A 19,169-nucleotide genomic window follows, 5' to 3' on the forward strand; every position below is an offset into this window, starting at 1 on the left:
ATGAGATTACTACTATATATTACGGAAATGTTACTTTTATCTGACCTTTTAAGGTCTTTTTTTTATGTTGAAAGGGATGTCCGGCTTGGTAAAGAGCGTTGGAATTAATTCATAGCTGTTATGTACATTGGGTAGGAGGGGCTGAAATGCCGCAAGGGGATATCCGCCCGGATCAGGAAGGGCAGAGCGCGAAGAAGATCAGCAGTACGGCAAGAGAATTGGCCATGCGTCTAATTGAGTTGTCAGGGGGACCAGACAATGTATTGGAAGCTGCTCACTGCACTACACGGATCCGCCTTAGGTTGCGAAATAGTTCACAGGCAGATCAAACCGCACTTTCCGGCATAGAGGGGGTTCAAAGCGTATTCGTTCTAGCCGGGCAACTGCAAATTGTACTGGGACCGGCAATCGTCTTTAAGGTACACCGTCAGATTGTCCGCATCCTTCGGGACTGTAAACCGTCCCGGAAGCCGGATGAGGAGAACCCTAACGGGCTGTACGAGCCTGGAAATACGGGCAGTATCGACGGACCCGACCACGGACTCGACCACGGACCCGACCATACCCTGTTCCCTTCCTTGTCAAAATTGTGGAAAAAAAGGACTCTACAGATACGTCCTGCTTCTTCATCATCGAAGTTGGAAAGCCCGGCAAAACCGGGGGTGCTCCGCCGCGTTATGGATGCGGTAATCTTCTTTTCCGATATTGTCGTGCCGATTATTCCGCTCTTTGTCGCGGTTGGCCTGCTGCTCGGCCTGCTTGGGATGATGGAAGCCTTCGGTTGGGCGCCACGCGGTAGCATCTGGTTTCGGACTTTATCATTGTTGACCGGCTCGGCTTTTCAGATTATGGCCGTGATGTTCGGTTATCATGCGGCCAAAAGATTTGGGGGTACCCCGGCGCTCGGCGCTGCGATAGGGATTGTAATGACCCGACCCGATCTTGTAGGAATAAGTGGTTCCGGCGGAGGTGTTTTAAGAACCGTAGATTTAATGAACGCGCCGCAGTTCGGATACCAAGGAACCGTAATTCCGATTATTCTTGCGGTATTGCTGATGACTTTTATCGAAAAGGGATTACGCCGGATCATTCCGGCGTCAGCTGCTATTATAATAATTCCCTTTCTAAGTTTTGCCGTAGGTGGCAGCCTTGCCGTTATGGTTATAGGACCACTCGCCACGGAGCTGGGCGGCTCTCTTAGCAGTGTGCTAGAACAGGTGTTCAAATACGGGAGTACGGTGTTTGGGCTGCTGCTTGGGGGAGTCTATAGCTTCATCGTGGTGACCGGGCTGCACCACGGAATTCAGGCCGTTGAAATTGGGCTGATATCCAATCCGGACATCGGCGTCAATTTTCTGCTTCCCATCTGGTCGATGGCGAATATTGCGCAGGGTGGGGCCGGACTTGCCGTGTATGCCCGAACCCGGGACGACGCCTTGAGAAAAATAGCGCTACCCGCCTCGATCACCGCCTTTCTTGGCATCACCGAACCGATTGCTTTTGGCGTCAACCTGAAGCTAGGCTATCCCTTTTTGGGAGCTGCGGCGGGCGGCGCCGTAGGTGGGGCTTATGTTGCTTTTCATCAGGTTGTAGCCAATTCGTTCGGTTTGACCGGCATTCCGATGATTGCCTTTATCGTCCTGCCCGGACAGATGAATCTAATCCATTATTTAATCGGGTTTCTGCTAGCGGCAGGATCGGCCTTTGTTGTTACTTGGGTCCTTGGAGTGGACAAACCGACCATCAGGAGTGCTGATAGAAAATACTTTTTGTAAATGCATAGGAGAATATCATGAAAATCAAAAAAATTCTTAACAATAACGCGGTTGTGGTAAATGACCTTGGAGAAGAGAAGATTGTCATGGGTTCCGGTATTGCCTTTCAGAAAAAGAAAAATGATATTATTGATCAGTCCCGTATTGAAAAAGTGTTCATTATGGGTGATCCTGATCAGTACGGCCATCTTCAGGAAATGCTGCGGACACTGCCTGAAGAGGAAATTGCGGTGTCCGAGCAAATTATTTCGTTTGCCGAACGTAAATTGGAAGTAACGTTTAATGAACATATTCATATCGCGCTGACGGATCACCTTTCATTCGCTTTGGAACGGATCAACAAAGGAATGGTGATTCAGAATACGCTGCTGAATGAAATTCGTATTTTATATCCTAAAGAGTTCCAGATCGGACTTCATGCGAAAAGGATTATTCTCGAAAAACTGCACATCGAAATTCCCGAGGATGAGGTGGGATACATCGCCATGCATATCCACACTGCGTGGAATAATGCAGGAGCTTACGGAATGGGTGTAGATATGACTGCAATGATTCGGGATATTGCCGATGGAGTGGGTCAAACAGCCGGGGTTTTATTGGACCGGGGTTCTGCCAACTATGAGCGTCTGGTGACCCAGCTCGAAAATATTCTGCAATCCGATGAAACAGGGAAGCTTCGCAACGAGTTAAACCCGGAAATTGTGATGATCGCCAAGGAGCGCTACTCGCTGGTCTACTCGCAAGCCGGACAGATCGGGGATCAGGTGGAAGAAGACTACGGATATACGTTCACCGACAGCCAACTGGTGTTTATCGCCATGGAGATCAACCGGATAAGTACTCGGTTAAAGAATTTGCCTTTATTGTAAATCAATAGATATCATAGGTAATTAGACCCTCTATATGTTAAAAAATAACAATATTTCAGGAATATAGATGGATTCACTACAATATAAATCCTCCTATAGGCTTAAATAAAAAGGGAGTTTTGGTCTATAGTAATCCTCTATTGAAAAATTATAGAATAGCCGTGACAACAAAATATGTTGGGATTGTTACTGTTAAGCAGGCAAGACCTAAAAATCCATTGGGGATAGCACGATTATTTCCATAGGAATTTTTAGGTCTTTTTTTCTGTTTAAGAGGAGACAAAATATGAAGTGGAAAAGGAGCTAGAGTATGAATATCAAAAAGCTAGTCAAACAAGCAACAGCCGTTACATTTATGTCAACATTGCTGGTAGGAGGTGGAGCTCAAGCTTTTGCAGCAGAAAAAGACAGTATGGATTATAAAGATAGTTATGACTTTTCCCACATTACACGTGCTGACATGCTGAAATTACCTGAGCAGCAAAGCAGCGAACAATTTAAAGTGCCCCAATTCGATGCTTCGACAATAAAGAACATTCCTTCTGCCATAAAATATGATGAGTGGGGCAACAAGATCGAAATGGATGTTTGGGATACCTGGCCGCTGCAGAATGCGGATGGGACAGTGGCAAATTATCACGGCTACCACATCGTTTTTGGTTTGGCGGGAGACCCTAATAGAGGATCGGACACTTTTATTTACTTGTTCTATCAAAAAGTAGGCGAGACTTCCATTGACAGCTGGAAAAATGCGGGCCGAGTATTTAAAGATACTGATAAATTAGTTCCAAACGATTCTATCCTAAACAATCAGGCGGAAGAATGGTCGGGTTCAGCAACTTTAACCTCTGATGGAGAAGTTCGCTTGTTCTATACCAATCGACATCCTTGGATTGAGGAATCCGGATTTTTTGGTAAGCAAACCTTAACAACGGCTCAAATTAATGTATCGGAGCAAGATCCTAATACACTGAAAGTAGATGGCGTAGAAGATTTCAAATCGATCTTTGATGGAGACGGTAAGTTCTATCAAACGGTTCAGCAAGCTTTTAGCGGGGGAGATTATTCCGATAATCATACATTAAGAGATCCTCACTATGTTGAAGAAAATGGCCGTAAATACCTTGTGTTTGAAGCGAATACCGGTTCAGAAACGGGTTACCAGGGAGAGGAATCTTTCTTTAATAAAGCTTTCTATGGCGGAAGCAATGTCTTCTTCGAAGCTGAGAAAAAGAAAATGCTGCAAAGTCCCGATAAGAAGTTTATGTCCATCGCGAACGGTGCATTGGGTATCGTTGAGTTAAATGATGACTATACTTTGAAAACAGTGATGAAACCGCTGATTGCATCCAATACAGTAACTGATGAAATTGAACGGGCTAATGTATTTGAATTGAATGGTAAGTGGTATTTATTCACAAGTTCTAGAGGCTCTAAAATGTTCATCGATGGAGTGGATAAAGAAGATATTTACATGTTGGGTTATGTATCTGATTCATTAGCCGGACCCTACAAGCCATTAAACGGTACAGGACTTGTATTGCATCAGGATCTGAATCCTTACGATATTACCTGGAATTACGCTCACTTTGCAACTCCGCAAGTTGAAGGCAATAATGTGGTAGTTACAAGCTACATGACAAACAGATCTTATTTCTCTGATCATCATTCTACCTTTGCACCAAGTTTCTTATTGAACATTCAAGGTTCCAAAACTTCTGTGGTAAAAGATAGCATCCTTGAACAAGGGCAATTAACGATTAATTAAAAAAACTTCTAAAACAAAAAAAGAGAATGCTGATGTAAATTGGCATTCTCTTTTTATTTGCAGGATCACCTGGTTCAGGTCGCGGAAGCTGTTGCCGACGGTTCGGGGACGCTTGCGAGAACCCGGAAGAAGTCGTTTCACTGGTATAAAAAAGTGATTGAAACCAACGGGCAGAGCTTGTTCGAATAAGAACTCAAAATAAACCGAAGGGAAATTCCCTTCGGTTTTTACTAGATTATTTTAATCCATGGACTTAACTCGTAAAAATATGTTTCCCAATTTTAAGATTTTGGGGACGGGACCAAATCCACTTACTGGTCGCTGTATCCGGATTAAAGTAATAGAGTGAATGTTGTGTCGGGTCCCATCCGCGAACAGCATCCAGAGCAGCTAAATAAGCAGTCCTGTTGGGAATAAGCCAATACTGGCCATCATCTACAGCCGTAAATGCACCAGGTTGAAACACAACACCTTTTATATGATTTGGAAACAGGTTAGATTGAATCCGGTTCATTACCACAGCACCAACAGCAACCTGCCCCTTATAGGACTCGCCTCGTGCTTCACTGTAGATGATTTTAGCCAGGATATCCATTTCGTATATATTCAAGGAATGTTTCTTAAGCAATTGCCAAGTACGAGCTCCTGTGATGCCGTCGGGCGATATTCCGTATTCTTTTTGAAATTTAAAAACGGCTGTTTTCGTATGTACACCATAGCTTCCATCTAGAGGCTGAGTATAAAAACCTAGCGTGGATAACCGATATTGGAGATCCCACACATCTCCTGTTTGGCTCCCGGATTTCAGAACAGGTGCAGCACTGATAATAGGACTTCTAATGGTTGCATTTAGTAACAGAAACAATAGCAATATAGCAAAAATTTTAATTTTATTCATAGTCCCCTCCTAAGAAAGGATTATATAGGGGCTTTTTTGTGTGTACAACAATCACATATTGGAAGTTAATATTCTCTATACTTTTTGATTAATATGAAATAAATCAAGATCAAATACTATTTTGAAAAGAAGGTAACGATTTTGCTAAGAATGAAACGTGGAGATTTTATAATTATTGCGATTGTGTTGTTGCTGTCCAGTTCTATTTATGGCGTAAAATGGTTTAAAATTCGAAGTGATGGGTTCAAGGTGAAGACGAACTTGACGCTGTAATTTAGGAGTATTTAAAAGTCCTTGAAATACGCAATCTTTCTACATGATAATCACACATCATCCTTCTACAATGAAAATATCAAAAGAAAGCAAATTAAAAAGGAGGTACCACAAATGGATTGGTCTTTGCTGTTATTGTTGATTTGTCCGCTGATGATGGTATATATGATGTTTGGGATGAAAGGAATGCATAGCCGTAGCTCCCATTCAAATCAAGCAGAAATGGATTGGACCCTTCATCAAGACTATAATGAGTTAAAAGTGCAAAATGAAAGAATGAAACAAGAAATTCTGAATTTGTCCCAATAAATGATCAAAGAATAGCCCCAAAGCCACTCGGCTTTAGGGCTATCCATTTTTATTAGCCAACTACGCTAGTTTTCGAGATTCGATCAAGAACGCTCATAGAGTTTCCGAATTTACACATTGCATCGCAATGACATCGCAAATCAGAGAATAAAATATAAGAAATGTTATGAACCTTCTCCTGCTGTAGGGAAGGGCGCACCAGCTGAGCTTGAACTTCTTTTACCCGGCTGTCCGGACAAATCAAGTAGAGCTGGGCGTCCTGATTGGCAAGAGACAGCGACAAATCGTGCAGTCTTAAAATGCCAGAATATATAGAGGTGCTTTTTTCAACTTCAAAGGCAGAAATTATGTTGTTAAGATCATCCAACCAGATCACGTCTATGAAGGATATGGTATCCGCCACCGATTTAGGCACCTTTAATTCAGGCAGGGATGGGATAGACAACGGACCCAGTGACTGCTGCTTCCACTCCCGTTTATGATCATTTTGCGCTACCCAAACTTTATATCCCAGCGCTTTGCCAAGTGTAGCCAGATAAAACTGCATTTCGGAGTATAAATATATTTAGGCTCGGCCAACCTATTCATAGATTATGAGAAGGGGTTGTTAATGGGGCATACTGTGTCCATTAGTCCCACTAAGGGATGGTTGTTGAGTCTTTTCAGGCATTTGGACATGTCCACCTGCTGCGTAAATGGAAAGTAGTGCAACAGTTACAAGCAGCATAAGAGCAGGGGTGCGAAACATCCAGGGAGAGTGGTCAAGGGATTCCTCCTGAATCTGTCCCTGAAGCATTAACGTGTGAACAAAATGAAGAATACCACCGATCACCATAAATGCGAAGATACCTTGGTTCCATTGTGCAGAGGGCAACATGCTTATTAGCATTACGCCCATCATCCCTGCCATCATGCCAGATAGCGCCCCGTTCAGAAAAGCTCCCATACTTATTAACGCCCCCATGATACCACCGGCAAGAATGCCGATCAGCACACTGATGAACAACGAGAGTAACAAATTTGGATTATGTTGTGTACCCACTATTGTTCCCCCTCCAAAGCCGATAATCATACCGATAACCATCGGTGATATCATAGCAATCGTGCTTGTAAGCTTAGAACGGAAGCGGTAAATGAACCCGAATGACCAACATGTCATAAAAGAATAAAAAATAGCAGCAACAATCCAGCTTGGCATTTGTACAACCCCCTGCTTGTTTATAATGTTATCGTATGGCCATAGAGAGGAAATCATGCGACTCGGTTATTAAATACACGTTTACTTCAATGATTCAACATATTTTCTACACATTCAGTCCGTACAATGAAGATAGTATACTAATCAAAATCAGAGCATAAAGAAGGTGGGCATGATGTCGAAACTTCAGGTATTAATAGTAGATGATGAATGGAATATGAGAAACTTACTTCGTATTTATCTAATGAAAGAAGGATTTCGTATTCAAGAAGCTTCAACGGGTCTAGAGGCATTGTCCATGATAAAGAAACATGAATTTGATATTATCTTGCTGGATGTAATGATGCCTGATATGGACGGATGGCAAGTGTGCAAGGTAGTTAGGGAGACCTTAACGGTACCCATTCTGATGCTTACGGCACGGACTGAAACGAAAGACAAGATTCATGGGCTTGGAATGGGTGCGGATGATTATTTAACAAAGCCTTTTGAACCTGAAGAGCTATTGGCCAGAATCTATTCTTTAATTCGTAGATCAACGATTACTCAAGTCTCACAGCCACAGCAATGGGTGATGGAATTTCCGCAGTTAAGCATTTTACCGGATGCTAGAGAGGTTCGTATTCAAGATCTTGCAGTCGATTTCACCCAAAAGGAGTTTGATCTTCTTGTTGTTTTAGCCCAGAGCAGCCAGCGTGCCTTTACTAGGGAGGAACTGGTGGAAAGGCTGTGGGGACACGATTACGAGGGTGAGATTCGAGTTGTGGATACTCATATTAAAAATATTCGCGAAAAGCTGCAAAAGGCGGGAATGAGTTATAATCCGATTCAAACAGTTTGGGGCGTCGGTTATAAATTTCATGTATCCCAAGAATTAGAATGAGAAATAACCGGATCGGTCTTAAATTGGGTCTTGTGATTATCACGGTATTCCTGATCGTAATAGTATTTTTGGGCTTTGCTATAGATAGAATGTTCACGAATTTTTATTCTGGCGAAATGCGGAGAGAAACGGAGGAGATTACCTCTCACTTTACCGTAATGGCCAATGCCGCCGATACTACATCGGAGCAAACCATGATGACCTTTGCGGAGTTTTCAAATGTCAGTATTTTTAATATATTGGAGAATGGAAATGTAATTCTTCATTCAGGTGTGCATGATTCAACAGATAGCACCTTTATCCGGACTTCAGACCTTAAGAAGATTTTCTCTGGGGAAAAGGTAAGCTTACTATACGAAGATCCATCGGGAAATCGATATTTTGTTTCAGGGCAACCGATAACTGCTGGTGGAGACATTACCTCGGCTCTTTATGTGATGTCCTCTACGGAACAGATGGAACAATCTTTATCAGGGGTACGAAACTTACTGATCCTCTCCGGTATGGGTGCATTTTTGTTAGCTTTAGGAATTACGTGGATTATTGCCCAAGTGTTATCACGGCCGCTTCTACAAATGCAAAAGGCGACTCGTAAAATTGCAATAGGTGAACTAGAAACCCGGTTGGAAATCAAAAGTAAAGATGAAATGGGAAGTTTGGCGGATGCCATAAATGATTTAGCGATCGATCTTCAGCGTTATCGAGATACTCGCCAAGAGCTATTTTCCAACATTTCTCATGAATTACGAACGCCCATCACCTATTTGGAGGGATACTCCAAGGTGGTTAAAGATAAGCTGTATGAAACCGAGGAAGAGAAGGATCGTTATTTGGATATTATTTATCAAGAGGCCGTAAGGCTTCAGCATTTAGTTGATGATTTATTTGATATGGCAAAGATGGAAGAAGGGAAAATTTCACTGGTATTCGAACAAATCGATCTTTCTGAGTTGGTTGGACAGGCCGTCAGGAAGGTAGAATTGAAGGCAAAGGATAAAAGCCTAAGACTAACTAATAGTCAATCTGGAAAAGCATCGTTGGTTCATGCAGATGGGAAACGAATGGAGCAAATCGTACTAAATCTGCTTGAAAATGCCATTCGTTATACAGAGCAAGGGGGCATCAATGTACATTTGATGTATACCTCTAAATGGGTAACCTTAATCGTAGAGGATACAGGGATAGGCATTCCTGAGGAAGAGCTACCTTATATTTTCGAACGTTTTTATAGAGTAGAAAAATCTCGTTCCCGTCAATTCGGAGGGACCGGATTAGGCCTGTCCATTGTGAAAAAGCTGATTGAGATACAAGGTGGAGAATTAAAAGTTACCAGTAAGCTAGGAGAAGGCACCCGGTTTGAGATACATTTTGTTCCGCTAAAGGACAATGGGGGGGAAAGCACATGAAAAAAATAGAATGGCTAATGGCTATTCTCTTCATGGGAATGGGTGTAATGTGTATGGCCCTATCGGCGGTTTCTTTCCGGAACGATTCTCTTCTTCAATTTGGAGGTTATGTAAAAACATTTGTATTTTGTGCAGTTCTACTTGCCTTAGGTCTATTTCTGTTATTGAAATTGATCGGCCTAAGCTGGATGAAAAAAAACTAAATGGTCTGTTTGCTCAAGCGTATTTTGCTCGTATTCGAGTAAAATACGCTATTTTTTTTGCGAAAACAGGGTTTCTTCATACTTTCCCCAAAGTACATTGCTATGCTTTAACTACAGCAAGAGTAGCGCGAATCAATGGCAGGATAGTCAATTTGAGGGAGGAATAAAAAAATGGATATGGATTCAAGTATGTCATCAGGGGTCAAGATCTCGGGTAACATACTAGGGACACTTTTCTCAACATTGACTCAGCTGCTGTTTGTTGCTCTGATTCTCAGCCTTGTTGTCGGGCTGGCCATATGGCTTAAGAACACGTACTTTAAAGAATCCTTTAACAAGGGGAAGCAGTTCATTAATAATGATCCAATGTTAAAAACAATTTTCGTTCTGGCTTCTACCCTGGTGGGGGTTATCGTCGTTTTATATTTCCTGGGAATGTTGATGAATGGGGGATTTAACCCCAATCAAATCGGATTTGTATCAAGCTTGAGCGTTTCGGGAATTTTAACATTTTTTGTTAAATTATTAACCCTGCTATTTATAGGTGCTTTGATCGCTTTTTTATTCAACTATGTGAGACAAATGACAAAAATTAATATGGATTGAGGTTGATGTGGTAATGAAGTTTGATTTTATCCTACACTGGCTATGGGCGCTTGTGTTCTCCATTTTGGCGATAAGCGGGATTGCTATGGCAGGAGCTAAGTATGGTTGGGTTATGCAATATGATATCGTAACAGCGGATGTAGTCCACCGTGTGGCAGCCGTCGTCTATGTATTGCTAACCCTTATTGTTATCGCCTACGAGATCATTCGCATCCTTAGACGAGATAAGACCATAAAGCCGTGGCTCGTATTTGGCCCAACCGGTTATGGACTTTTCACCTTCATTACCACCTTAATTTTTATTATTACGGGTGCATTTATCTGGTTATTCATGGATAGCGATAAGGCCGCAACTGCTTTTTCACTATGGGTCCATGAAAAGTTGACATATCTTGCGGTAGCGAGTGTGATCTGGCACATCTACATGAAGACACACGCTTTGAAGTGGCCCAAGCAAAAGACGCAGCGTGCAAAATAATAATCATAAAGAAGAAGAAATGTGGAGGAGATCAATAATGAAAAATAGTAATGGTTGGTTTAAATTGGCCATAATCTCGTTTGTCGGATTAATCATCTTAGTAGTACTGGTGAATGTAACAAACCCCGCAAATGCAAACACGATAACCGGGTCTAATAACCAACATACAAATATGGTAAATGGTACAGTAAATGGAGTGACCATGGACCAACTGAATAATATGATGCAGCAAATGAGCCAATTACAACAGCAAATGATGCAAATGCAAGGAAATGTAGGTCAGCAAGGTTCCAGTATGGGAAGTATGGGAAGCTCGGGTAGTATGGGTGGTATGGGTAGTTCCGGGGGTATGGGTATGATGGATATGATGTAAATAGAAAGATTTATATAGGAGGTAACTTATGGATTGGTCTTGGTTAGTGACGCTAATTTGTCCGTTAATGATGATATTCATGATGTTTGGTATGCGTGGAGGTCATAGCCATGGGTCTCAGAAGAAACAGGTTGATATTATACAGGTTCAGAATGAGCTGTCAGAGTTAAAAGAACAGAATGAGTTAATGCGAAAACAAATGGCCACTCTCTCATCTAGTAATCATGCCTCTGCTTATGCGAAAGAAAAATTAAATAATGTGGATAATTGAGACAAAAAAAAGTCTTCGAAATCATTTCGAAGTCTTTTTTAGTCTTGCTATATTAATGGGTCATACCAGCCATTCCGCTTACAATTTCCGGATTAACCATTCCGAAGATCATTGCGATGTGTGCTACAACTAGAAAACCGCTAACGAGAATAAAGTGTAGTTTAAGTTTTCCTTCTTCAGATCGTTTACGGCCGATAAGTCCAAGATCAAGAAGAGCAAGAGGTAACAGGAAGAATACACCGCTTAAGTAAAATCCAACGGCCACTACGTCTACCCAAGAATGCCACTCTCCATTTACTGTTAAAGGAACAAAGGCGGTAGGGAACAGATATAAGAACACTCCTGTAAAGTAAAGACCAGCAATGATGCTGCAGATTCTGTTAAAAGATTTTAAGCTGCCTTGAACACTTTTGTTAAAAAGGATGAAAAATTCAGTTACTGTAATCGTTTCAGCCAGAATTACCGGTATCGCCATAAATATGATTAGATTCCATGGCTGGTTGTCCATAAGCAAGGACATGTAGTGTGTCATGTTCATTGATTAAATTCCTCCATATATAAATTAACTGCAAGACTTATTATATGAGAGAAATATGTAGAAAGTATGTAGAAAAAAACATTGTCAGCGAAAGACCATTTATTACATTTTTGTTTCTTTTATTCATGATACTATACTATAAAAAAATGTAGAAATTATGTGGTTTTAAAATAGTAAAACAAAATCTTTGAAAGGATTGACAGGTTCTTTCATGATAGATTAAAGTATAATTAGTTACAAAATATTAACCAACTGCCGAATTTCGTTTTGAAAACGGGGGAACCATTCCGGGTGAATTATTCTTGTATGCAAGAGAGTATAGGGAACCTTTAACCGAACCCTCAGCTAACTCCGTAGGCATTGAAGGGAGAACAAGGTTCTGAAGAAATTCATCTTATCTTTACTAGGAGCTGCAATCTTATTCACTACCGCTGCACCCAGTACATTTGCAAGTGAGGCTGGACTTGAAAGTGAAGTGAATCAGGTACTGGGAACACCGTATTTATGGGGTGGTACCACTTCCGCAGGGTTTGATTGTTCTGGATTTATCTTGTATGTATTGAAAAAGTTTGATGTAGATAATCTTCCCCGTACATCCCAATCACAAGCAAAAGTAGGAACACCAGTGGCAAAAGAGAACTTGCGATCAGGAGATTTGGTGTTTTTTAATACCTTTGGTTCGGGTATCTCTCATGCGGGAATCTACTTAGGAGACAATCAATTCGCTCACTCCTCAAGCAGTAAGGGAGTAAGAATAAGCAAGTTGTCGGAAACTTATTACAAAGATAGTTATGTTACAGCTCGACGTGTAGTAGATGAAAAGAATTATCTTAAAATGGTAGACTAATTTAAAGTAAAAAGGACAAGCCTGTATATGGGACTTGTCCTTTTTTTTCAGAAAGCAAATTATGTATGTTATAACTTATAAATAACCTATTTGCATAAAGGGAGGGTGAACAATGATGAAGAAGTCCGGCCATGAGCAAGTCGTTGAATTTTTGAACAATCTAGAACATCCCTTAAAGAAAGAAATTGAGGAAGTTCGAAACATTATTTTAGGCGTCAATGAATTCATTACGGAACATATTAAATGGAATGCGCCGAGTTTCTGTTTCAATAATGAAGATCGAGTGACCTTTAATTTACAAGGAAAAGGATTTTTTCGTCTTATTTTTCATTGCGGCGCTAAGAAAAGTGAATATGCAGGGAATGGGGCTCTCTTTGAAGACAATACGGGTTTATTAGAATGGGTTGCAGCCGACAGAGCAATTATCAAGTTTACGGATCGGAGTGACGTGGAGGCTAATAGGGAGAAGCTTGCCGCAGTAGTTACTAAGTGGATTGAAGTGACGAGTTCAAAATAGAGAGGTATTCAGGACGAGCTGTCTCCGGTTTCAACCGTTGCCCTAAGTCCAAAGTTTCACCGTACTTACGAACAACAATTGTGAGATGATTTTTTAGTGCATACCCGACAGTTACTTTACCTGCTTACACAAACTTCTTTATTCTTCCATTTTCGGAGGTAGTCAGTGAATAGATGTATTTTATACATTTATTTCTAGATTTTGGCGCTCGGATATATGGATAGATGTACTTTGTGCAACTAAAAACACGAATATGCTGGATAAACCCCGGAATACCCAAAAATAAGTGTATAAAGTGCAATTAAACCCCTTAAAGTGTGCTAAGGGAGAAATATAAGTGTACGTTGTGCAACTATATATATTGAAACCTATGTAGGTAGACGATTTGCCTTATTTGTCGCGGATACCCGAGGAGCTACTTCTACTCTCATATACAAACTTCTTGACGCTATCAGCTGATGAGCTGGAATAGGCTAATTCCAAGGTGAATGGGTTCGTCTTCGTCGTAAGTAAAAGGTATACTGAATGAATTACCCCATCTTTATCACTCTAAGTGGGTAATTATTTTGTATATGAATAAATAAATTCAAGGAAAAGAGAGGTATTGTATCCAGATGAAAAAGCGAGTGTTCATTATTGTTATTGTTGCTGCCATTTTTGCTCTAGCCGGATGTGGAAATAACCCAAGCCAACAATCATCTACCATGAACCATACAGATATGAAGCATTCTAGTTCAGGTGAGGTTCCTAAAGGGTTAATAGAGTCGAAAAACCCGACCTTCTCTGTTGGAAGTGAAGTGATTATCCAATCAGAGCATATGCCGGGTATGAACGGTGCGGAAGCCACGATTGTGGGTGCTTATGATACGATAGTCTATGCTGTTTCGTATACTCCGACAACGGGTGGTGAACCGTTGAAGAATCATAAATGGGTTATTCATGAAGAGATTGAAAATGCAGGCAGCGAGGCTCTGAAACCTGGGGCAGAAGTTACATTAGAGGCTGACCACATGCCTGGGATGAAGGAAGCGGTAGCAACCATTGATACAGCCGAACAGACTACCGTATATATAGTTGATTACAATCCGACAACCGGAGGAGAGACAGTGAAAAATCATATGTGGGTAACAGAAAGTGAACTCTCAACAAAATAAAATCTTGAAGCATAAATAAGACGTAAAAAAGACTTCGAGTATTAATTCGAAGTCTTTTTGTTTACCTTTTTAATTATTTCATTCCAGGCATTCCGGCCATCCCATTCACAATTTCCGGATTAACCATTCCGAAGATCATGGCGATGTGTGCAACAACGAGGAATCCACTAACTAGTATGAAGTGAAGTTTTAGTTTTTCTTCTGAATTACGTTTACGTCCGATTAAACCAAGTTCAAGCAGTGCAAGCGGCAATAGGAAGAATACACCGCTTAAGTAAAATCCGACGGCAACTACGTCTACCCAAGTATGCCATTCGCCATTTACTGTTAAGGGAACAAAAGCAGTTGGGAATAGGTACAGGAATACTCCTGTAAAATACAGCCCGGCTATGATACTGCACATTTTGTTGAACGTCTTTAGACCACCCTGAAGGTTCTTGTTGAAAAGGATAAAAAATTCAGTCACGGTAATCGTTTCAGCTAATATTACGGGAATTGCCATAAAAATGATCAAATTCCATGGTTGGTTATCCATAAGCAGAGACATGTAATGCGTAACATTCATAGTTTGATTTCCCCCATAAATTTATTAACTACAGAACTTATTATAAAAAATAGATATGTGGAAAGTATGTGGAACAGCCAAGATAACCTACGCCGCAAGGCTATCACCCTTTGGCTGTCGGATGTATAATCATGGAAGAAGATTGATGACAGTAAATGGACAATTCATGACATCGTCAGCTCACTGACAATCGAACATCTTGATTTTGAAAAATTCAATAAAGATGCAGTTGAATATGGCAAAACAAAAACTAAACGAATTATAGAAGGAGTGTTAACGTCATGTACGAACATCTTGTCGTATTCAAGTTTAATACTAATATCTCACCCGCCAAACAACAGGAACTACTGGATCAATTGCTTTCATTTCGGGACCGTATCCCAGGGATATTGGATATAAGTGCAGGTATTAACCTAACTGAAGAAACGGCGAACATTCAAGGTTACACGCTCGGATTACGGGTTACGTTCGAAAACTTGGAGTCGCTTCGTTCCTATGGGCCGCATCCCATCCATCAGGAATTTGTGAAATCGCTGGACGGTATGTTGGACAATGTTATCGTAGTCGATTACCCGAAGGTTTAGTTCTTTGTTTATTGTCCAAACGACTCCTGGCTTATTTTGCACCAATTAGACCTTGCGAACCTTATTAATATTGGAGGAGTACTCATGAAAAAAAAGATTAGTATTTCATTTATTTTATGTATTTTTTTAATAGGTAATGCAGTCGGAGTTTTTGCAGCAACACAGTACAAGGAAGTAAAGGCATTGTTTTATCCTGGAGTAAAAGTTGAATTGAATGGTCAAGAAGCTAATTCTATTAAAGCTTTAAAATATGAGGGTTCACTTTATATATCGGTTAAAAGTATGTCTGAGTATTTTGGGTTAGACTCCACTCTGAAATATGATAGTAAGAATAATAAAGTAACAATTGGAGGGCCTAAATATGTAAATATCTCTGATTCCAAAACTAAAAACTTCTATCAAGTTATAGTAAACGGAAATTGGAATTCTTCTATACAAACTAATTCAAGGCAAATGTTAAGTAACTACTATATGGGTATTGACATTAATTTGGATATCCAAAGTGAGACAACAATAGATGAATATTATAAAAACTTATTAAAGAATGAATATAAAGATATCAAAGTATCAAATGAAGTGAATACTAAAATTTCTAATGCAGAGGCTAAAATTGTAGATTATACAACTACTGATAGTATTGGTAAACTTGCAGTAATTCATAAAGACTCTGATTTTGTAACCCTATTCTTTTTTGTTGATAAAACAAGGTTCAAAGAGACTGATATTAAAGAATATGAAAAAATCATCAATAGTTTTAATATTCAATAAAGAACAATCTAGGTACCCTATAACCCCATATGATCTAATAACGGAGGTAAAAGCCATGAGTGAGATTGCTAGAACACCACAACCACCATATTATGCAGTGATTTTTACATCTGAACGTACAGATGGTGATTACCAATATGCGGAAATGTCAGATGAAATGGTGAAGCTTGCGTCTGTTCAACCTGGATTCCTAGGCATAGAAAGTGCTAGAGAAGGTGTTGGCATTACCGTATCTTATTGGGAATCTCTTGAAGCTATACAACAATGGAAACAGAATGAACGACATTTAGTTGCCCAAAGAAAAGGCATTACGGATTGGTACCTTGCTTATAAAACTAGAGTGTGTAAAGTTGAACGGGATTATGGATATGAAAAAAGCCTCGAATGATTGGAGACGTCCTTAACAAAAAAACTTGAATAATAAAGGAGCGGAAAGATGGAACACTATTTGTTCAGACAGTTAGCATTCGTGAGGTCTCGACTCTTTCAAGCGATAGAGGGAGTTACGGAAGAAACGGCAGATCGGATTCCTGAAGGGTATCGAAACTCTATTCGTTGGCAACTGGGGCATGTTTATGTTGTCTGTGAACGGTTCGCTTTTCAGTACATAGGGCTACCTCTTCATATGCCGGAAGGTTACAGGGAGTTGTTCGAGAATGGTACTACGATGCTGAATGTGTCCGATTCTGTTTCCCTGCCTAATCTCCAAGAGCTAAAGACCCTGCTGGAGGACCAGCAAGAGCGAATGCGCGAAGCACTCAACGACCGAATGCAAACTCCAATTGTGCCGTCTTATACCACATCTGGGGGAATGACTATGGAAACACCAGAACAGTTTTTAAGTTTTGATCTGTATCATGAGGGCATGCATACGAGTGTTATTAAGATGTACAAAGATATGTTATATAGACTGAACTAAATAACAACCTCGGGGTGGTAGTAACGAAAGGTAATTTTGGAACTGGAAGAGTGTCAGCGACCGCCCGAAAGCTTTCCGTAGGAAAGCTCGCTTCGAAAGCATAAGCTGTCTCCGGATTTCATCCGCGGCTGGAAGTCCAAACATTCACTGTAGTAACTACCACACTCCCAACGAGTAAGTCTTTAATACAATCTATATATATAAATTGTACTAAAGATTTACTCCTTGGGAATTGGGAATGTAGTAGTAACTATGGAGTATGTTTAGACTTTGAGTTTCCAACCGTGAGAGGCCTTACGAAGATGTTTAGGAGTTCATATAGGACCAAGCGGTGAGAACCACTCACAGTTTGATTGTTCTCTAGTAACTGATAATTACAAGTTTGTTTTAGAACCAGTTTGCTACGAGGACTCTGTACCTGTCATAAATAAAGTTTAGAGGGAAAGCTTCCCTGTAAATCATAAATAAAACCGTTAAATCAACATATAGAGGGAAAAAATCCCTATAAATTCAACAAAATTATCTATATTATACTAAAACCTGATATTAGAGGGGAAGATTCCCTCTAAATAACACCAAAGGGTTTGAATCCTTAAATTAGTAGGAAAAATTCCTTCTAAATAAGCTGAAGAAAAAAAATTCAAAGAGCGAGAAAGAACGAAAGGTAATATGAAAACCATAGGAGAGCGGTAGCAAGCGCCTTGTATCCGAATTAACGTTACTACGTTTATGAGAAGCATCAATACGAACCTGTTGGAAGTTAATGATGGGCTTTGAATTCACCTGTAAATCAAAAGTTCAGTCTATATAGCAAGATAATTTCTGTACTACGTTCTGGTTATCAAGCGAAGGATAATCAGAACTTTTTTATTATGATCCGATTATCCTCTATTGAAATCGATTTCATTTCTCTTTATAATTGATTTTATCAAACCATGAAAGCGTGAACAAATATGAGAGACAGTAAGATCATTGATGTAGCCCGGAAAGCGGATGTATCTCCCGCTACCGTATCCAGAGTGCTGAACGGAAGCCCTTTGGTTACAGGAAAGACTAAGGAGAAGGTGCTCCAGGCTATTCAAGAATTGAATTATACGCCTAATGCGATGGGGAAGCAGCTGCGTTCCCGCAAAACCATGACCTTAGGTGTTGTAGTAACAGATATAGGGGTTGCCTATAATGCGGAAATTATAAAAGGCATAGAGAATACTGCCAATGGACTGAAGTATAAAATCCTAATCTGTGATTCGCAAAATGAGAGGGAGAAGGAGCTGGAGTTCCTTTCTCTTCTGCAGAATCGTACGGTCGACGGATTGATTCTAGTTACACCACAGCTAACGGATTCAGAGATTTTCTCCTTCGCGGATGAGGATTATTCAATCGGAATCATTGGCCGCCAGATTAATCATCCGTTCATTCCATGCTGCTTCACGGATAATATCAGGATTGGCAGGGAGGTTGTGCAGCATCTGATGGAACAGGGGCACTGCCGAATCGCTTATATTAGCGGTTATGCAGATGCGCCTGACAGTATTGGGCGGCAGGAAGGTTACCGGGAAGAACTTGAGTCCGCTGGGCTGACGTTCATACCCGAGTTAATGGATATTGGAGACTTCGATGAGCAAGGCGGATATGAGGCATTTAAGCGATTACGGGCAAAGAACCAGGAGTTCACGGCTGTTTTTACGGCTAATGATGAAATGGCACTTGGTGTGTACAAGGCCTGTGCGGAGCTTAAGATCTCCGTACCGGAAAGCATGGCAGTCGTTGGTGTAGATAATATCCGAATTACCAATTATGTTGAACCGAAAATAAGCTCTGTGGAACAGCCTCTGTATGCAATGGGCGCTTTGTTGGCTGAGAAACTTATTGACCAGATGAACGGCAGCGTTCGGGCGGAGCAGCAGCTTTTTATGCTACATTCAACGATTATGGCCAAAGGATCTTCGGTAAAAGGGGGATAACAC

The 19,169-nt window shown here is 40.7% G+C and carries 25 protein-coding genes, 1 pseudogene and 1 riboswitch; of the genes and pseudogenes, 21 read left to right on the forward strand and 5 right to left on the reverse strand.

The window, feature by feature from the left end; translation table 11 throughout:
* Positions 1 to 146 precede the first annotated feature (146 nt).
* The 4 genes and pseudogenes from J2T20_RS10455 to J2T20_RS25760 all read left to right on the forward strand — a co-directional run.
* The gene (locus tag J2T20_RS10455; RefSeq protein ID WP_307588072.1) at positions 147 to 1,775 is read left to right on the forward strand and encodes a PTS transporter subunit EIIC; all 1,629 of its coding nucleotides are present in this window, start codon (positions 147 to 149) and stop codon (positions 1,773 to 1,775) included.
* 17 nt (positions 1,776 to 1,792) lie between these two features.
* The gene (locus tag J2T20_RS10460; protein WP_307588074.1) at positions 1,793 to 2,644 is read left to right on the forward strand and encodes a transcription antiterminator; all 852 of its coding nucleotides are present in this window, start codon (positions 1,793 to 1,795) and stop codon (positions 2,642 to 2,644) included.
* Between the two features lie 310 nt (positions 2,645 to 2,954).
* Positions 2,955 to 4,412, forward strand: a complete 1,458-nt coding sequence (locus tag J2T20_RS10465; protein WP_307588076.1) for a glycoside hydrolase family 68 protein — start codon at positions 2,955 to 2,957, stop codon at positions 4,410 to 4,412.
* A 54-nt stretch (positions 4,413 to 4,466) separates the two neighbouring features.
* A pseudogene (locus J2T20_RS25760) lies at positions 4,467 to 4,601 on the forward strand (family 1 glycosylhydrolase); the annotation flags it as partial.
* A 64-nt stretch (positions 4,602 to 4,665) separates the two neighbouring features.
* On the opposite strand, the gene sleB reads toward J2T20_RS25760, so the two are convergent.
* Positions 4,666 to 5,310 carry a spore cortex-lytic enzyme gene (gene sleB / locus J2T20_RS10470; protein ID WP_307588078.1) on the reverse strand — a complete coding sequence of 215 codons (645 nt, stop codon included), beginning with the start codon at positions 5,308 to 5,310 and terminating at the stop codon, positions 4,666 to 4,668.
* A 141-nt stretch (positions 5,311 to 5,451) separates the two neighbouring features.
* Between sleB and J2T20_RS10475 the strand changes: the two genes are divergently transcribed.
* Both J2T20_RS10475 and J2T20_RS10480 read left to right on the forward strand, forming a co-directional pair.
* A complete protein-coding gene (locus tag J2T20_RS10475; protein WP_307588079.1) occupies positions 5,452 to 5,583 on the forward strand; it encodes a hypothetical protein in 132 nt (43 codons plus the stop codon).
* 114 nt (positions 5,584 to 5,697) lie between these two features.
* Entirely contained in the window at positions 5,698 to 5,892 is a 195-nt protein-coding gene (locus tag J2T20_RS10480; RefSeq protein ID WP_307588081.1) for a DUF2933 domain-containing protein, read from the forward strand.
* A 52-nt stretch (positions 5,893 to 5,944) separates the two neighbouring features.
* On the opposite strand, the gene J2T20_RS10485 is transcribed toward J2T20_RS10480, so the two are convergent.
* Positions 5,945 to 6,439: a hypothetical protein gene (locus J2T20_RS10485; protein WP_307588083.1), complete on the reverse strand. Its 495-nt coding sequence runs from the start codon at positions 6,437 to 6,439 to the stop codon at positions 5,945 to 5,947.
* Between the two features lie 60 nt (positions 6,440 to 6,499).
* Entirely contained in the window at positions 6,500 to 7,090 is a 591-nt protein-coding gene (locus tag J2T20_RS10490; protein WP_307588085.1) for a hypothetical protein, read from the reverse strand.
* A gap of 175 nt (positions 7,091 to 7,265) precedes the next feature.
* Between J2T20_RS10490 and J2T20_RS10495 the strand changes: the two genes are divergently transcribed.
* The 7 genes from J2T20_RS10495 to J2T20_RS10525 all read left to right on the forward strand — a co-directional run bounded on the left by J2T20_RS10495 (position 7,266) and on the right by J2T20_RS10525 (position 11,310).
* The gene (locus J2T20_RS10495) at positions 7,266 to 7,973 is read left to right on the forward strand and encodes a response regulator transcription factor (RefSeq protein WP_307588258.1); all 708 of its coding nucleotides are present in this window, start codon (positions 7,266 to 7,268) and stop codon (positions 7,971 to 7,973) included.
* On the forward strand, positions 7,970 to 9,379 hold the full coding sequence (locus J2T20_RS10500) for a sensor histidine kinase (RefSeq protein WP_307588087.1): 1,410 nt from the start codon (positions 7,970 to 7,972) through the stop codon (positions 9,377 to 9,379). Before J2T20_RS10495 ends, J2T20_RS10500 begins: the two co-directional genes overlap by 4 nt.
* Positions 9,376 to 9,582 carry a hypothetical protein gene (locus tag J2T20_RS10505; RefSeq protein ID WP_307588088.1) on the forward strand — a complete coding sequence of 69 codons (207 nt, stop codon included), beginning with the start codon at positions 9,376 to 9,378 and terminating at the stop codon, positions 9,580 to 9,582. The genes J2T20_RS10500 and J2T20_RS10505 overlap by 4 nt, the downstream gene beginning before the upstream one ends.
* Positions 9,583 to 9,753: 171 nt before the next feature.
* Positions 9,754 to 10,188, forward strand: a complete 435-nt coding sequence (locus J2T20_RS10510) for a hypothetical protein (RefSeq protein WP_307588090.1) — start codon at positions 9,754 to 9,756, stop codon at positions 10,186 to 10,188.
* 13 nt (positions 10,189 to 10,201) lie between these two features.
* Positions 10,202 to 10,666, forward strand: coding sequence for a cytochrome b/b6 domain-containing protein (locus J2T20_RS10515; protein WP_307588091.1), 465 nt, complete (start codon positions 10,202 to 10,204; stop codon positions 10,664 to 10,666).
* Positions 10,667 to 10,703: 37 nt separating this feature from the next.
* Complete coding sequence (locus J2T20_RS10520; RefSeq protein WP_307588092.1) at positions 10,704 to 11,039, forward strand: hypothetical protein; 336 nt, start codon at positions 10,704 to 10,706, stop codon at positions 11,037 to 11,039.
* A gap of 28 nt (positions 11,040 to 11,067) precedes the next feature.
* On the forward strand, positions 11,068 to 11,310 hold the full coding sequence (locus J2T20_RS10525; RefSeq protein WP_307588094.1) for a DUF2933 domain-containing protein: 243 nt from the start codon (positions 11,068 to 11,070) through the stop codon (positions 11,308 to 11,310).
* Positions 11,311 to 11,362: 52 nt separating this feature from the next.
* Here the strand turns inward: J2T20_RS10525 and J2T20_RS10530 are convergent, their stop codons facing one another.
* Positions 11,363 to 11,848 (reverse strand): DUF6803 family protein, encoded by a 486-nt coding sequence (locus tag J2T20_RS10530; RefSeq protein ID WP_307588096.1) that lies wholly within the window; start codon positions 11,846 to 11,848, stop codon positions 11,363 to 11,365.
* Between the two features lie 243 nt (positions 11,849 to 12,091).
* Positions 12,092 to 12,223, forward strand: a riboswitch (cyclic di-AMP (ydaO/yuaA leader).
* Between the two features lie 4 nt (positions 12,224 to 12,227).
* Between J2T20_RS10530 and J2T20_RS10535 the strand changes: the two genes are divergently transcribed.
* The 3 genes from J2T20_RS10535 (at position 12,228) to J2T20_RS10545 (ending at position 14,366) form a co-directional block, all read left to right on the forward strand.
* Positions 12,228 to 12,695, forward strand: a complete 468-nt coding sequence (locus J2T20_RS10535; protein ID WP_307588260.1) for a C40 family peptidase — start codon at positions 12,228 to 12,230, stop codon at positions 12,693 to 12,695.
* A 112-nt stretch (positions 12,696 to 12,807) separates the two neighbouring features.
* On the forward strand, positions 12,808 to 13,212 hold the full coding sequence (locus tag J2T20_RS10540) for a DUF1801 domain-containing protein (RefSeq protein ID WP_307588098.1): 405 nt from the start codon (positions 12,808 to 12,810) through the stop codon (positions 13,210 to 13,212).
* Positions 13,213 to 13,826: 614 nt separating this feature from the next.
* Positions 13,827 to 14,366 carry a YdhK family protein gene (locus J2T20_RS10545; RefSeq protein WP_307588100.1) on the forward strand — a complete coding sequence of 180 codons (540 nt, stop codon included), beginning with the start codon at positions 13,827 to 13,829 and terminating at the stop codon, positions 14,364 to 14,366.
* A gap of 73 nt (positions 14,367 to 14,439) precedes the next feature.
* Here the strand turns inward: J2T20_RS10545 and J2T20_RS10550 are convergent, their stop codons facing one another.
* On the reverse strand, positions 14,440 to 14,931 hold the full coding sequence (locus J2T20_RS10550; protein ID WP_307588102.1) for a DUF6803 family protein: 492 nt from the start codon (positions 14,929 to 14,931) through the stop codon (positions 14,440 to 14,442).
* A gap of 281 nt (positions 14,932 to 15,212) precedes the next feature.
* Between J2T20_RS10550 and J2T20_RS10555 the strand changes: the two genes are divergently transcribed.
* From J2T20_RS10555 to J2T20_RS10575, 5 genes are all read left to right on the forward strand, one after another.
* On the forward strand, positions 15,213 to 15,515 hold the full coding sequence (locus J2T20_RS10555) for a Dabb family protein (protein ID WP_307588103.1): 303 nt from the start codon (positions 15,213 to 15,215) through the stop codon (positions 15,513 to 15,515).
* Positions 15,516 to 15,599: 84 nt separating this feature from the next.
* Entirely contained in the window at positions 15,600 to 16,283 is a 684-nt protein-coding gene (locus J2T20_RS10560) for a hypothetical protein (protein ID WP_307588105.1), read from the forward strand.
* A gap of 55 nt (positions 16,284 to 16,338) precedes the next feature.
* Positions 16,339 to 16,671, forward strand: a complete 333-nt coding sequence (locus J2T20_RS10565) for an antibiotic biosynthesis monooxygenase family protein (RefSeq protein ID WP_307588106.1) — start codon at positions 16,339 to 16,341, stop codon at positions 16,669 to 16,671.
* 48 nt (positions 16,672 to 16,719) lie between these two features.
* Positions 16,720 to 17,202, forward strand: coding sequence for a DinB family protein (locus J2T20_RS10570; RefSeq protein WP_307588107.1), 483 nt, complete (start codon positions 16,720 to 16,722; stop codon positions 17,200 to 17,202).
* A 953-nt stretch (positions 17,203 to 18,155) separates the two neighbouring features.
* Positions 18,156 to 19,166 carry a LacI family DNA-binding transcriptional regulator gene (locus J2T20_RS10575; protein WP_307588109.1) on the forward strand — a complete coding sequence of 337 codons (1,011 nt, stop codon included), beginning with the start codon at positions 18,156 to 18,158 and terminating at the stop codon, positions 19,164 to 19,166.
* Positions 19,167 to 19,169 lie beyond the last annotated feature (3 nt).

It is taken from the genome of Paenibacillus wynnii (assembly GCF_030812855.1).
GTDB classification, from domain to species: domain Bacteria; phylum Bacillota; class Bacilli; order Paenibacillales; family Paenibacillaceae; genus Paenibacillus_AQ; species Paenibacillus_AQ wynnii_A.

Bases quoted from the DNA above. Each gene is read 5' to 3' on its own strand.
- J2T20_RS10455 (WP_307588072.1), top strand. From the start codon at position 147: ATGCCGCAAGGGGATATCCGCCCGGATCAGGAAGGGCAGAGCGCGAAG.
- J2T20_RS10460 (WP_307588074.1), top strand. From the start codon at position 1,793: ATGAAAATCAAAAAAATTCTTAACAATAACGCGGTTGTGGTAAATGAC.
- J2T20_RS10465 (WP_307588076.1), top strand. From the start codon at position 2,955: ATGAATATCAAAAAGCTAGTCAAACAAGCAACAGCCGTTACATTTATG.
- sleB (WP_307588078.1), bottom strand. From the start codon at position 5,310: ATGAATAAAATTAAAATTTTTGCTATATTGCTATTGTTTCTGTTACTA.
- J2T20_RS10480 (WP_307588081.1), top strand. From the start codon at position 5,698: ATGGATTGGTCTTTGCTGTTATTGTTGATTTGTCCGCTGATGATGGTA.
- J2T20_RS10485 (WP_307588083.1), bottom strand. From the start codon at position 6,439: ATGCAGTTTTATCTGGCTACACTTGGCAAAGCGCTGGGATATAAAGTT.
- J2T20_RS10490 (WP_307588085.1), bottom strand. From the start codon at position 7,090: ATGCCAAGCTGGATTGTTGCTGCTATTTTTTATTCTTTTATGACATGT.
- J2T20_RS10495 (WP_307588258.1), top strand. From the start codon at position 7,266: ATGTCGAAACTTCAGGTATTAATAGTAGATGATGAATGGAATATGAGA.
- J2T20_RS10500 (WP_307588087.1), top strand. From the start codon at position 7,970: ATGAGAAATAACCGGATCGGTCTTAAATTGGGTCTTGTGATTATCACG.
- J2T20_RS10505 (WP_307588088.1), top strand. From the start codon at position 9,376: ATGAAAAAAATAGAATGGCTAATGGCTATTCTCTTCATGGGAATGGGT.
- J2T20_RS10510 (WP_307588090.1), top strand. From the start codon at position 9,754: ATGGATATGGATTCAAGTATGTCATCAGGGGTCAAGATCTCGGGTAAC.
- J2T20_RS10515 (WP_307588091.1), top strand. From the start codon at position 10,202: ATGAAGTTTGATTTTATCCTACACTGGCTATGGGCGCTTGTGTTCTCC.
- J2T20_RS10520 (WP_307588092.1), top strand. From the start codon at position 10,704: ATGAAAAATAGTAATGGTTGGTTTAAATTGGCCATAATCTCGTTTGTC.
- J2T20_RS10525 (WP_307588094.1), top strand. From the start codon at position 11,068: ATGGATTGGTCTTGGTTAGTGACGCTAATTTGTCCGTTAATGATGATA.
- J2T20_RS10530 (WP_307588096.1), bottom strand. From the start codon at position 11,848: ATGAACATGACACACTACATGTCCTTGCTTATGGACAACCAGCCATGG.
- J2T20_RS10540 (WP_307588098.1), top strand. From the start codon at position 12,808: ATGATGAAGAAGTCCGGCCATGAGCAAGTCGTTGAATTTTTGAACAAT.
- J2T20_RS10545 (WP_307588100.1), top strand. From the start codon at position 13,827: ATGAAAAAGCGAGTGTTCATTATTGTTATTGTTGCTGCCATTTTTGCT.
- J2T20_RS10550 (WP_307588102.1), bottom strand. From the start codon at position 14,931: ATGAATGTTACGCATTACATGTCTCTGCTTATGGATAACCAACCATGG.
- J2T20_RS10555 (WP_307588103.1), top strand. From the start codon at position 15,213: ATGTACGAACATCTTGTCGTATTCAAGTTTAATACTAATATCTCACCC.
- J2T20_RS10560 (WP_307588105.1), top strand. From the start codon at position 15,600: ATGAAAAAAAAGATTAGTATTTCATTTATTTTATGTATTTTTTTAATA.
- J2T20_RS10565 (WP_307588106.1), top strand. From the start codon at position 16,339: ATGAGTGAGATTGCTAGAACACCACAACCACCATATTATGCAGTGATT.
- J2T20_RS10570 (WP_307588107.1), top strand. From the start codon at position 16,720: ATGGAACACTATTTGTTCAGACAGTTAGCATTCGTGAGGTCTCGACTC.
- J2T20_RS10575 (WP_307588109.1), top strand. From the start codon at position 18,156: ATGAGAGACAGTAAGATCATTGATGTAGCCCGGAAAGCGGATGTATCT.